The sequence below is a fragment of the Mycobacterium sp. Soil_C_30 genome (assembly GCF_057656995.1).
The window spans coordinates 1-12,930 of the sequence record NZ_JBDGJH010000018.1 but is presented as its reverse complement, the minus strand read 5'-3'; the positions used below and the strand labels follow the sequence as shown (position 1 = coordinate 12,930).

12 protein-coding genes are annotated in these 12,930 nt (G+C 68.2%); 1 reads left to right on the top strand and 11 read right to left on the bottom strand.

Annotation, left to right across the window (positions count from 1 at the left end; all coding sequences use genetic code 11):
* Positions 1-214: 214 nt before the first annotated feature.
* Positions 215-1,534 (top strand): cytochrome P450, encoded by a 1,320-nt coding sequence (locus tag AC3A6P_RS26360; protein ID WP_487695010.1) that lies wholly within the window; start codon positions 215-217, stop codon positions 1,532-1,534.
* Between the two features lie 15 nt (positions 1,535-1,549).
* Here the strand turns inward: AC3A6P_RS26360 and xerD are convergent, their stop codons facing one another.
* From xerD to AC3A6P_RS26305, 11 genes are all read right to left on the bottom strand, one after another.
* The gene (gene xerD / locus AC3A6P_RS26355) at positions 1,550-2,497 is read right to left on the bottom strand and encodes a site-specific tyrosine recombinase XerD (RefSeq protein ID WP_487695008.1); all 948 of its coding nucleotides are present in this window, start codon (positions 2,495-2,497) and stop codon (positions 1,550-1,552) included.
* Positions 2,498-3,118, bottom strand: a complete 621-nt coding sequence (locus tag AC3A6P_RS26350; protein ID WP_487695006.1) for an NUDIX domain-containing protein — start codon at positions 3,116-3,118, stop codon at positions 2,498-2,500.
* Entirely contained in the window at positions 3,111-4,871 is a 1,761-nt protein-coding gene (gene pyrG, locus AC3A6P_RS26345) for a CTP synthase (protein WP_487695005.1), read from the bottom strand. Before pyrG ends, AC3A6P_RS26350 begins: the two co-directional genes overlap by 8 nt.
* Before the next feature lie 117 nt (positions 4,872-4,988).
* Positions 4,989-5,930: a copper transporter gene (locus AC3A6P_RS26340; RefSeq protein ID WP_487695004.1), complete on the bottom strand. Its 942-nt coding sequence runs from the start codon at positions 5,928-5,930 to the stop codon at positions 4,989-4,991.
* Positions 5,927-7,114 carry a putative cytokinetic ring protein SteA gene (gene steA / locus AC3A6P_RS26335; protein WP_487695002.1) on the bottom strand — a complete coding sequence of 396 codons (1,188 nt, stop codon included), beginning with the start codon at positions 7,112-7,114 and terminating at the stop codon, positions 5,927-5,929. The genes AC3A6P_RS26340 and steA overlap by 4 nt, the downstream gene beginning before the upstream one ends.
* A 91-nt stretch (positions 7,115-7,205) precedes the next feature.
* Positions 7,206-8,972, bottom strand: a complete 1,767-nt coding sequence (gene recN, locus AC3A6P_RS26330; RefSeq protein ID WP_487695000.1) for a DNA repair protein RecN — start codon at positions 8,970-8,972, stop codon at positions 7,206-7,208.
* 4 nt (positions 8,973-8,976) lie between these two features.
* On the bottom strand, positions 8,977-9,900 hold the full coding sequence (locus tag AC3A6P_RS26325; RefSeq protein WP_487694999.1) for an NAD kinase: 924 nt from the start codon (positions 9,898-9,900) through the stop codon (positions 8,977-8,979).
* A complete protein-coding gene (locus AC3A6P_RS26320; protein WP_487694997.1) occupies positions 9,897-10,703 on the bottom strand; it encodes a TlyA family RNA methyltransferase in 807 nt (268 codons plus the stop codon). Before AC3A6P_RS26320 ends, AC3A6P_RS26325 begins: the two co-directional genes overlap by 4 nt.
* Before the next feature lie 7 nt (positions 10,704-10,710).
* The gene (locus AC3A6P_RS26315) at positions 10,711-10,884 is read right to left on the bottom strand and encodes a hypothetical protein (RefSeq protein WP_487694995.1); all 174 of its coding nucleotides are present in this window, start codon (positions 10,882-10,884) and stop codon (positions 10,711-10,713) included.
* 8 nt (positions 10,885-10,892) lie between these two features.
* Positions 10,893-11,918 (bottom strand): HAD-IIA family hydrolase, encoded by a 1,026-nt coding sequence (locus AC3A6P_RS26310; RefSeq protein ID WP_487694994.1) that lies wholly within the window; start codon positions 11,916-11,918, stop codon positions 10,893-10,895.
* Between the two features lies 1 nt (position 11,919).
* Positions 11,920-12,744 (bottom strand): tetratricopeptide repeat protein, encoded by an 825-nt coding sequence (locus AC3A6P_RS26305; protein ID WP_487694992.1) that lies wholly within the window; start codon positions 12,742-12,744, stop codon positions 11,920-11,922.
* Between the last annotated feature and the right edge of the window lie 186 nt (positions 12,745-12,930).

Below are 12,930 nucleotides of genomic sequence, written 5' to 3'. Positions count from 1 at the left end.
ATATTCGGGTGGCGTGAAGCCACTCAGTCAGTAGGACGTATTCGGGCCCGCTGCGGTTCAATTTTCACCGAAAATATTTCTGGCTAAATGCTTTTCGCCGTGGACCTGAGTCGCGGCACCCGTCCGCAAATTCGGCGCGGGACTTCGCGCCGCCACTATGAATTCGTTGGTGTTTCGCGATTCCAGACAGCGGAAGATCTGTCATAAAGAGAGGGTGCGTACACCCGTGGTCCGACCGCTGTCGGAATTGATGGATGCGGTCCGCGCGGGTGTCGATCCGGTGAAGTACTTCCGCACACATGCCACCGACCGTCAGATGTTCTGCCTCAGGTTTCCCGGGCTGGGCCGCGTTCGTTTCGTCAGCGGCGCAGCAGCTGCACGCGAGATCTTGACGGCTCCCGCCACGGCGCTGCTGGCACCGCGACCCAATCCCATCGAGCCGGTGGTGGGACGGGGCTCGTTGATCCTGCTGTCGGGCCAGCAGCATCGGCGGGAACGGAGTCGGCTCAGCACGCCGTTCCACAGCGCCGGGGTGAAGTCCTTCGCGGGGCTCTTCGCCGAGGTCACCCGCGCCGAGATCGACGGCTACCAGCCCGGCCAGCGCATCGGGCTGCGGGCACTGTGCACCGCGGTCACGTTGCGCGTCGCCGTTCGTGTGGTGTTCGGCGTGACGGAACCGGATCGGCAACGTCAGTACACCGACGCCATGTCCGCGCTGTTGTCCGCCAACACCGCGGCGCTGATGCTGGTGCCCGCGCTGCGGCGTGATCTGGCGGGCCGGGGTCCGTGGGCACGTCTGGTGGCGCTCCGTGACGATCTGGACCGTCTGCTGGCCGAGGACATCGACGGCCGCCGACGCGTCGGCGCCGGCGGCAACGACATTCTGGACCTGTTGTTGTCCGCCACCGATGAGGACGGTCGCCCGTTCGACGATGCCGAACTGTACGACCAGTTGCGCACGCTACTGGCCGCCGGCCATGAGACCACGGCGACCACGCTGATGTGGGCGTTCTACCACGTCTGCGCCGACGAGTCCGTCCGCCATCGGCTGATCGATGAACTGTCCTGTGCCCCAACGGAAACGGAGATCACGACGCTGCCGTACCTCAGCGCGGTGATCAACGAGACGCTGCGCATGCACCCGCCGGTGCCCATCGTGTTGCGTCGACTCGCCGAACCCCTCACCATCGCCGGTAACAGGTGTCCGGCGGGATCGGTCGTGGGGGTGGCGCTGTACGCCCTGCACCACAACCCGGACATCTGGGACCAACCCGACCAGTTCGACCCGGACCGGTTCCTCCGTAGGCGGTACACCGCGTTCGAGTACGCGCCCTTCGGTGGTGGCCACCGGCGTTGTATAGGAGCTCACTTCGCCACCGCCGAACTCGCGGTCATCCTCGCGACCGTGCTGCGTGGCGTGGACCTGCGCCTGTCCCCCGCGGAAGCCGCCCGCAAGCCCCCCGGATCGTCGGCGCGGGGAATCGCGGTCGCGCCCGACCGGGACATCGTGGTGGACATCGTCGCGCGGAACTGACCGGTGCCCGGCCCGTCAGCGAGCGCGGGGATGGGCGCCGGCCCACACTTCGCGCAGCGCGTGCACGGTCACCAATGTGTAGATCTGAGTGGTCGTCACCGACGCGTGGCCCAGCAGTTCCTGAACCACGCGGACGTCGGCGCCCCCGTCGAGCAGATGGGTGGCGAACGAGTGTCGCAGCGTGTGCGGCGACACGGCCGAGGAGATGCCGGCCCGTTCAGCGGCATCCTGCAGCACCTGCCACGCGCTCTGCCGGGACAACCGGCCGCCGCGGGCATTGAGGAAGATCGCCGGAGTGCCACGGCCGCGCCCCGCCAGATCAGGACGGCCCCGCACCAGATAGGCGTCCAGCGCGGCGACGGCAGGCCGGCCGATGGGCACCAGCCGCTGTTTGCCGCCCTTGCCCCGCAGCAGCACCGACCGGGCCTCGGTGTCGATATCGTCGACATCCAGGCCCACGGCCTCGGAGATCCGGGCTCCGGTGGAGTACAGCAGTTCCAGCATCGCCCGGTTGCGCAGCGTCAGTGGACCGTCTGAGGCATCCTCGCCTCCGGCGCCCTCCAACAGCGCGATCACCTCGTCCAGCGACAGGCTCTTGGGCAGCCGCCGGCCGGGGGTGGGCGGTTTCACCGCCCGCGCGACGTCGATCGCGGTGACCCCCTCCGCGGTGGCGAACTTGTGCAGTCCACGCACGGCGATCAGCGCCCGGGCCGCGGACACCGCCGACAACGCGACCGCTCCGGTGTCCTGGTCACCGCGGCGCAGCGCCACCAGGAACTCGCTCACATCGGCCTCTGTCACCTTGGCCAGGTCATCGACCCCCCGGGCCCTGAGATGCTCGTGATAGCGGCGCAAGTCGCGGCGATAGGAACTCAGCGTGTTGGCGGCCACCCCGCGTTCGATGGTCAGGTGGTCCAGGTAGCCCTGCAACTGGTCATCGAGCAGCGTGCCCACGGTGGTCATCTAGTGGCCCTGGCGCGCAGCGAACCGGGTAGGCCGGTCGGTCCACTCGGCGTCCACCGGACGCGTTTCGGCCACCCCTTGACGGACCGCCCACGCCGCCAGGATCCCAGCCACCGCAAGGGAATTGACGATATCGCCGGCGAACACCCGTTTCACTGCGTCGATCAACGGCACCCGTTCGGTGCGCATGTCGGCTTCTTCGTCGTGCGCCTCCGGGCGCTCGACCTCGCGCAGTCCGGTCGCCAGATAGATGCGCACACTCTCGTCGCTGAAGCCCGGCGCCGAGTCGATGTCGACGAGCACACTCCAGGTGTCGGCTTCCAAGCCGGCCTCCTCGACCAGCTCGCGCCGAACGGTCAGCGCCGGGTCTTCGCCGCCGATGTCCAGAAGTCCGGCCGGCAGCTCCCACAGCCTGCGCCCGAGCGGGTGCCGGTACTGGTACACCAACACGATCTGGTCGTCATCGTCGAGGGCGGCCACCGCGACGGCCCCATAGTGTTCGACCACCTCGCGGCGCGCCGTGCCACCGCCGGGCATGTGCACTTCGTCGGCGCGCAGCGCGAAGATCTTGCCGGTGTACAGCGTTTCGCTGGCGACGGTATCGAAGGCGTGTTCAGCCACGGGACGTCGACTCGTGGGCCAACTCCGCGGACTCCGACTGCTCGAGACCGTTGGAATGCTGTTCGGTGTCCAGCGGCAACCGTTCGGCGGCCTTGTACTTGGCGGCCGCGGCGACAAACGCCGCGAACAGCGGGTGGGGCCGGGTGGGCCGGCTCTTGAGCTCGGGGTGGGCCTGCGTCCCCACCAGGAACGGGTGGATCTCCTTCGGATACTCGACGAACTCCACCAGGTGACCGTCCGGTGAGGTACCGGAGAACCGCAGTCCGCTCTCGGCGATCTTGTCGCGGTAGGCGTTGTTCACCTCGTAGCGGTGCCGGTGCCGCTCCGAGACCTCGGTGGAGTCGTAGGCCTGCGCCACGATCGACTTCGGTTGCAGCACCGCCGGGTAGGCCCCCAGCCGCATGGTGCCGCCCAGGTCGGCTTCACCGGCGACGATCTGCTCCTGGTCGGCCATCGTCGAGATCACCGGATCCGGGGTGTCCGGATCGAATTCCGCCGAGCTGGCCTCGGTCAGACCGACCGAGCGGGCCGCCTCGATGACGATGCACTGCAGTCCCAGGCACAAACCGAGCACCGGGATGCGGCGTGCGCGGGCGTACTTGATGGCGCCGATCTTGCCTTCGATACCGCGGATACCGAAGCCGCCGGGGATCAGCACACCGTGCACGTCGCCCAGTTCGGCGGCGGCACCGGCACCGGTCTCGCAGTCGTCGGAGGCCACCCAGCGCATCTCCACCTTGGTGTGGTTGGCGAAGCCACCGGCCCGCAACGCTTCGGCCACCGACAGGTAGGCGTCGGAGAGGTCGATGTACTTGCCCACCAGAGCGATTCGCACCGTCTCCTTGGGGTCGTGCACCCGGCGCAGCAGGTCGTTCCACTGCGTCCAGTCCACGTCCCGGAACGGCAGGTTGAGCCGGCGCACCACATAGGCGTCGAGCTCTTCGCGGTGCAGCACCTTGGGGATGTCGTAGATGGACGGGGCGTCGGGGGTGGAGATCACGCCGTCGACGTCGACATCGCACATCAGGGCGATCTTGTCCTTGAGCGATTCCGGTACCTCACGGTCGCTGCGCAGGATCAGTGCGTCGGGGGTGATGCCGATGTTGCGCAACGCGGCGACCGAGTGCTGGGTGGGTTTGGTCTTGAGCTCGCCGGACGGCTTGAGGAACGGCACCAGCGAGACGTGCAGGAAGAAGCAGTTCTCCCGGCCCACCTCGTGGCGGACCTGGCGGGCCGCCTCCAGGAAGGGCAGCGATTCGATGTCGCCGACGGTGCCGCCGATCTCGGTGATCACCACATCGGGCCGGTTGCCGTTGACGTCGGGTTCGGCCATGGCCAGGATGCGGTTCTTGATCTCGTCGGTGATGTGCGGGATCACCTGCACCGTGTCACCCAGGTACTCACCGCGGCGTTCCTTGGCGATCACCGCCGAATACACCTGCCCGGTGGTGACATTCGCATGTCCGGACAAGTCGCGGTCGAGGAACCGTTCATAGTGGCCCACGTCGAGGTCGGTCTCGGCACCGTCCTCGGTGACGAACACCTCACCGTGTTGGAACGGATTCATGGTGCCGGGATCGACATTGAGGTACGGATCGAGCTTCTGCATCGTCACGTACAGACCTCGTGCGGTGAGCAGCTGACCGAGGCTGCTGGCGGTCAGGCCCTTCCCCAGCGAGGACACCACGCCGCCGCTGACGAAAACGTGCTTGGTCGCGGTTTGCGGGTGCTTGCGTAACGATGGCAAGTGCATCCTCCCGTGGCGTAGAAGCAGGGTTACTTGCCTGGGCTGATGCCCAGCTTGGGCCTGCTGACCCACGGAAGTTCACCTTAACACCGACGCCGACAAGCTGACGTCGGCGCGCCGCGTCTACTGCGTGACGGTGACCGCGGTGGCACCCTGCCCGACGCCGTACTGTCCGGGCTTGCCGCCGGCCTCCAGATCCTGGATGCCGAGCACCGCGGTGATCCGACCGGATTCCGCGCCGATGTCGTCGACGGTGCTCACGACACTGTTCAGGCTCGGGTCGGACCGGATGACGGCCACGGCCGCGGTACCGGTGGCCGAGCCGTCCCGACCGGCCACCACCACGCCGGAACCGTGCGGGGCCAGCCCGGCGGCGAACCGTGCCACCGTGGAGCCCTGGTTGCCCGCGTCGTCGCCGAGACCGGCACCGGTGACGATGACGGCCGCATCGGCCGATCCGATCGCCCCGTCCGGATACGACAGGAATCCGGTTTCACGCAGCGAGGCCAGCACGGTCTCGCGTTGCTGGTCGTTGACCCTCGGCGCCGCCGGATCACGGGGACTCAGCAAAGCGATCCCCAGCAGATCGCCGGCCTGTGAGCCCTGGTCCACCAGCGTGGTGCGCAGCTGCGTACCCGCGGGCAGCACCGACGACCCGACCACCGTGCGCAGCTTCTCGGCGGAATTGGCGTCGACGAACTCCTGGGTGAGGGCCAGCGTGGCGGTGACGTTGCCACCGGCCTGTCCAATGATCCTGGTCACCCCATCGACGTCACCGTCGTCGGCGTCGGGCGTGCGGAACACCACCACCGAGCGGTCCTTGAGCGCGTTGCCGACGATGCGTCCTGCCACCTGGGCATCAAAATCGTTTGCCGCACTGAGCTTTTCGTTCAGCGCATTCTTCTCGTCGGTCAACCCGTTGATCTGCGCCTGCATATCCCGCTTCTCGTCGCGCAGACCGGACAGCAGCGTGTCAGAGAGCAAGCCGGATCCGAGCACCACCCCGATGGCCAGCGCCAGGAACACCGCCGCCAACGAAATAGCGTGGGAGCGAAGCGAAATCACGAGGTCACCCAGTGCTGTACCCACTGCGAGAACTTGTGCCAATACTGCATAACCCAGTCGATGACCACGGTGTCGGTCTGCGAAACCATCAGCGCGACGATCACCGCCACCAGCATGGCCAGCACCAGCATCGCGATGGAGCCGCCGGAGATCCGGCTGCGGTACAGCGTGGCCACCGCCTTGGCGTCGACGAGCTTCTCCCCCACCTTCAGTCGGGTCAGGAAGGTCGACGGGTTGGAGCGCTGACGGGTGCGGTCGAAGAATTCCTCGATACTGGCGGTGTGGCCCGCGGTGACGATCAGCGCCGCGCCGTGGTGATCGGCCAGCAACAACGCCAGATCGGCAGCCGATCCCGCGGCCGGGAAGGTCATCGCTCCCACGCCCAGGTCCTGGATGCGCTCGAGGCCGGGAGCGTGTCCGTCGGCATCGGCGGGCAGTACCACCTGCGCACCGGACTTGAGCGCATCACTGCTGATCTGCTCGGGATCGCCCACGATCAATTGCGGTCGGTAGCCGGCCTTGCGAAGCAGGTCCGCGCCGGTACCCACGCCGATCAGCACCGGCTGGTACTCCTTGATGAACGGTTTCAGGGCCTTGAGATCCTCGGCCGCGCACGGCTCTTCGGCCACCACCACGACGTGCCGGCGACGCAGGTCGACATCGATGTCCGGGATGCCGATGCCGTCGATCAGCAGCGGGCTCTCGCTACGGATGAACTCGATGGTGTTGCCGGCGAACGATTCCAGATGAGCCACCAGGCCACTCTTGGCCTCGTGCATCATCTCGTTGATGTCCTCGTCGGACCGTTCGGAACCGAGCGCCAGACGCCGGTCGCCGGAGTAGACGCCGCCGTTGTGCAGCCGGATCTTGGCGCCGTCCTTGACCTTCTTGAAGACCTCGGGGCCGGTCTCGTCGATCAGGATGATGCCGTTGCCCACCAGGACTTCCGGCCCGAGGTTGGGATAGCGGCCCGAGATCGAGGGCGACGCGTTGACCACGCCCGCGATGTTCGCGTCGACCAGGGCATCGGCGGTGGCGCGGTCCAGATCCAAGACGTCGAGCACGACGATGTCACCGGGTTCGATTCGGCGCAGCAACCGATCGATATCGCGATCGACGCGGGCGGTGCCCGTGACGCCGGGTCGGGAGCTGCCGTTACGTGAGAGAAGCGCTGCCATCCGCATGGCGGTGATTCTGTAACCAGATTGTGCTGTCGGCGGGGAGGCGCGCCGTAACATCAGCCACAGAAGTCACATTCCGTCACACCAGTAACAGTTAACTGGGCGACTCGCGATCCGTCTGCGCCGCTTCCAGGAGCTCGCGCGCATGGGCCCGGCCGGTATCGGATTCACCCAGACCGGCCAGCATGCGGGCCAGCTCGGCAACCCGGTCGTCGTCGCTGAGCCGACGCACTCCGCTGGTGCCGTTCTTGCCGACCGGCGCCACCACCAGGTGGGTGTCGGCATAGGCGGCGACCTGGGGCAAGTGGGTGACGACGATGACCTGGTGGGTGCGCGCCAGCCGAGCCAGCCGCCGCCCGATCTGCACCGCGGCACGTCCGCCCACTCCGGCGTCCACCTCGTCGAACACCATCGTCGTGCCCTCGGCGGAGGCAGCAAGCACCACTTCCAGAGCGAGCATCACCCGCGACAGCTCGCCACCGGAGGCACTCTTGCCCAGAGGCAGCACCCCGCCACCCTTGTGCGCGGTGAAGCCGAACTCCACCAGGTCGACGCCGTGGGAACCGGCGTGCACCCGCTCACCGGAGGCGAGCTTCAGCGGCGCGGCGTCGTCGTCGCGGGCAGGCAGGGGTGACACCGAGATGGTGAACTCCGCATTCGACATCGCCAGCCCGGTCAGCTCGGCCGTCACCGCCTTGGCCAGCCCCTTGGCGGATTTGGCGCGTACCGCGCTGAGGTCGGCGGCGGCCTTGGCTACTCGGCCGGCCAGTTCCTCGACCTTCGCGGCCAGTGCCGTCAGCGTCTCCTCGGACACGTCGAGCTGCGCGAGCCTGGCGCGCGACTCCGCTGCCCAGCTGAGTACGCCGTCGACGTCGGCGGCGTACTTACGGGTCAGCGAGCGCAGTTCCGCCTGTCGGGCCAGCTTCGTCTCCAGGGTGCTGGCATCGCTGGGCAGCTCGGCCAGGAACCCGCCGATCTCGCGGGACACATCGCTGACCACGGTCAACGCGTCGCTGAGCTGACGGCCGAGGGCCTGCAACGCCGCGTCATCGGTCGACTCCAGCGCCCCCAGCGCGGCACCGATGGCACTGGTTGCCGATACCTCGGAGCCGCCGTCGGCATCGTCGAGCACACCGGAGAGCGCGGCCCGTGCGGTCGCCGCGGATTCGCGCAGCGCGTCCAGCTCGGAAAGCCGCCGGATGTCGGCGACCAGCGCCTCGTCCTCCCCTGGTTGCGGGTCGACGGCGTCGATCTCCTGCAGTGCGAACTGCAGCCGGTCGGCTTCCTGCGCGAGGTCGCGCGCGCGGCTGGTGCGCTCCACCAGGTCCCGCCGCGCCGTCAGCCATTCCTCACGCAGCGCCCGATAGCGGTTCAGCTTCGCCGAGACGTCGGCGAACCGGTCCAGCGCCGCCCGCTGCTCGTCGGGCCGCATCAGCCGGAGCTGATCATTCTGGCCGTGCAGGGTCAGCAGCTGGGTGGTGAAGGTACTCAGCGATTTCGCCGGCACGCTGCGTCCGCCGAGGTACGCCCGTGACGGGCCGTCGCGGCTCACCGACCGCAAGGCGATCACACTGCCGTCATCGTCGCGTTCGGAACCCGACGAATCCAGGATCTCGTCGATCTCGGCGGTCACGGTCTCGTCGAGTTCGGCTGTCGTGAACCGGCCTTCGACAACGGCACGGTCGGCTCCCGAACGCACCCGGTTGGCGTCGGCACGCGCGCCACCCAGCAGATGCAGGCCCGTCACCACCATGGTCTTGCCGGTGCCGGTCTCACCGGTGAGCACGGTCAGCCCACGGTCGAACTCGGCGTTGGCGGCACTGATGGCGCCCAGTGCCTCGATGCGGATCTCGGCCAGCACGTCGTTACTGCCCGCGCCAGCCCGTGACCGGCAGCCGGAACTTGCGCACCAGCCGGTCGGTGAAGGGCGCACTGTCCAGCCGCACCCACTTCACCGGCGTCCCGCACCGGGTCGCTTCCAGTCGCCCGCCCGCAGGCACCACCATCTGTCGGCGGCCGTCGCAGAACACCATGGCGTCGTAGCCGTTGGCTTCGATCTCCACGGCGATCGTCGCCGCGGGACTGGTGACCATGGGGCGGGCGAACAGCGCGTGCGCATTGTTGGGCACCACCAGGATCGCCTCCAGATCGGGCCACACCACCGGGCCGCCGGAGGAGAACGCATACGCGGTGGAACCGGTGGGCGTCGCGATCAGCACGCCGTCGCACCCGAACGCTGACACCGGGCGGCCGTCGATCTCCACCACCACGCCCAGCACACCCAACCGCGGCCCCTTCTCGAGGCTGGCTTCGTTGAGCGCCCAGCCGCGATCGACGATCTCCCCGTCGACCCGGACCAGGACGTCGAGCGTCATCCGGGTCTCGACCCGGTAGTTGCGGTGGATCACGTGCTCGAGCACGGCGTCGAGATGGTCGGCTTCGGCTTCGGCCAGGAAACCGATACGCCCGAGGTTGACCCCCAGCACCGGAATCCCGACATTACGGGCCAGTTCGGCAGCGCGCAGGAACGTCCCGTCACCGCCGAGCACCAGGACCAGCTCGCAGCCCTGGGCGGCCTTCTCGTCGGCGTCCACCACCTCGATCTCCACGCCCAGAGCCCGCATGTCGTCGGGTGCCAGATGCAGCGGCCCCCGGTCGACGGCCTCCGCCGAGAGCATCTTCAAACCGATGCCGTTGTCCGCCAACGTTTTCTCGACTTTGCGAGCAACCTCGGTCGCTTCCGGTCGGCCGGTGTGCACCACCAGCAGGATCGTTCGGTCGCACGTCATTGCGGCCCCTCGTCGACGGCTGTGCGGATGGCTGCGTCGAGATCGTCACCGTGCAGTGCCCGATCGGTGTCAGCACGCAGCCACAGGAAGTACTCCACGTTGCCAGACGGTCCCGGCAACGGGCTGGCCACCACCCCAACGGTATGCCAGTGAAGTTCGGCGGCGCGCTGCGACACCGCGCGCACAGCGGCCTGCCGCAGCCGCGGATCCGACACCACGCCGCCCGCGCCCACCTGGCCTTTACCGACTTCGAACTGCGGCTTCACCATCGGAACGATATCGGCGTCGGCGGCGCAGCAGCCGGTCAGCGCAGGCAACACCGTCGCCAACGAGATGAACGACAGATCGGCGACGACGGCGTCCACCCGACCGCCGATCACGTCGGGGTTGAGTTCACGGACATTGGTGCGCTCGAACACCCGCACCCGCTCATCCGACCGCAGCGACCACGCCAGCTGCCCGTAACCCACGTCGACGGCCACCACTTCGCGGGCACCGCGGTCCAGCAGCACTTCGGTGAAACCGCCCGTCGACGCCCCGGCATCGAGGCAGCGGCGCCCGCCGACATCGATACCGAACGCGTCGAGCGCACCGATCAGTTTGTGCGCGCCACGGGAGACCCAACTACGCTCGCCGGCTTCCACGTGGACAGTGGCCGTCACCGCGATCGCCGTCGCCGGTTTGGTGGCGGGCATGCCGTCGACCAAGACACGTCCGGCGCTGATCAGCTCCGCTGCCTGTTGACGTGACCGGGCCAGCCCGCGCCGAACCAGCTCGGCGTCAACGCGTGTACGCCGTGTCACGGTCTTCTCAGCCCTTCTCCACCGATTCCAGGGCGTGCACCAGGACGTCGTGGGCTTCTTCGAGGCGACGAGCGATGTCCTCGAGGTCGAGGTCTCGACCGGCGCCGTCTTGTCGCACATCGGGCACCTCGGCGAGCAGCGCATCGAGCTGCGCACGGATCTGGTCTGCGTCGGCACTCATAACGGCATTCACGCTAGCTGATCGACAGGCGTCAGCAGCGACCAGCGCCGCAGAGCCTCGGCCGCGGCGTCGTCGTCGGCGCGCACCACGAACTGTCCGTCCGTCAGGCCGGCATCCCACACCGCCCGGGCCGTCGCCCGCACCACCGACAACCCGTCGGCGCCCGGATCGGCGTCGGTGGCCCGGACGGTGACCGCCGACCCGTCGACCCGCACGTCCCAGGCGGGCTGCGCCTCGACGGCGTAGGAGGACACGTCGTCGTGCAGCGCACGAAGATCGTGGGAGATGAAGGTGGGGCGCAGCGCGGGCGGGGCGTGCACGGCGTCGCGGGCGGTGTTGACACCGGAGAGCACCATCAGGCTGGGCAGCTGTGCGGCGTTGGCGCCGGCGATGTCGGTGTCGAGCCGGTCGCCGACGACGAGAGCCGCACGAAAATCTCCGCGCGACAACGCATCTTCCATGAGTGTGGGCGCGGGCTTTCCGGCGACCTGTGGTTCGCTGTCGGTGGCGGCGCGTAGTGCGGCCACCATCGAGCCGTTGCCGGGCAGCAGTCCGCGCTCGGTGGGCAGGGTCAGGTCGACGTTGGCAGCCACCCACAGCGCGCCGGAGCGGATCGCCAGCGCCGCTTCCGCCAGGTCGGCCCAGCCGGTGTCGGGGTTGTGTCCCTGCACCACGGCCACCGGCTCGTCGGTGAACAGCCGTACCGGTCGCAACCCGACGCCGCTGACTTCCAGCGCCAGCGCCTCGGTCCCGACCACGAGCACCGGCGCACCCTGCGGCAACTGCTGGACCAGCAACCGCGCCGCACCTTGGGCGCTGGTGACGACGTCCGCAGCCTCGGCGGTGAAGCCGAGCTCGGTCAAGTGTGTGGCCACCTCGCCAGCGCTGCGCGAGGCATTGTTCGTGACGAAGAAGGTGCGGGCCTGCGCCCGGGCGAGAGCATCGACGGCGCCCTCGGTGGGTTCCGCGCCGCGGAACACGGTCCCGTCGAGGTCGAGCAGCAAGCAGTCGTAACGTTCGGCGAAGGTCGTCACGTCAGGCGAGCTCGCTGATGCGATCTTCAGCATCGGTGACGCCGTCGACGTCGGCGCTGGCCGCGTGGAAAAACCATTGCAGGGCCTCGTCAGCGCGATCCAGCGCAAGGAGCGCCTCGGCGTAGGCGTAGAACAGCCGTGCGGCGGTCTGCCCGGTTCTGGTGGGATCCAGGGGCGGGGACGCCAGCACCGCCAGCGCCTGCTCGAGCTGCCCCAGATCGGCACGGGCACCTGCCACCACGATGCGCAATTCGTCAGCGTCGTCGCCGGTGAGCGCCTGCGCCTCGGGGCTGCGCGCCAATTCGATGGCGCGTTCGGGCCGGCCGACACCACGCTCGCAATCGGCGATCAGCGGCAGCAGCTCTGATTTCGCACCCATTCGGCGGGCCGCTCGCAGTTCGGCGAGCGCCTGCGCCCAGTCACCGCATCGATACGCCGCGATGGCCACCGCCTCGCGTACCGCCGCGATACGGCCGGAGCGCTGGCGCGCTGCCCGGGCGTGCTCCAACGCGGCTTCCGGGTCGTCGTCCAGCAACTCTCCCGCTGCCACCAGATGACGGGCGATGGTGTCCGCGGTGGTCTTGTCCAGTGTGCTCAGTTCGCGGCGCACCTCGGGAGCCAGCTGCTTGGCATCGACAGTGGCGGGGATCCGTGGGCCTTGCAGACGATCATCGGCCCGGTCAGCCGGTGCACCCTGCGGTTGAGTACGGCGGGCACGGTCGGGACCCGAGCGTGCCGGCGGCTTGGACCGCTCTTTCCACCGGGGAGCGCCCTCGCGGTCGGGGCGCCCTGACCGGCGATCTCCGCCGCCTCTGTTGTCGACCACTGGTGCCTTTCAGACTCGAAAACCTCACGTCAGGATACGGGTACCGGCGTTTACGCCACAATTCGCCGCGACAAAGCCATTCTTTCGCACAAAAGAAAATGGCTTGTAATGGAAATAGAAATACCCCCCACGGGTGTGGGGGGTATTTCTGAATGTGTGTTCGGCGGTGTCCTACTTTTCCACCCG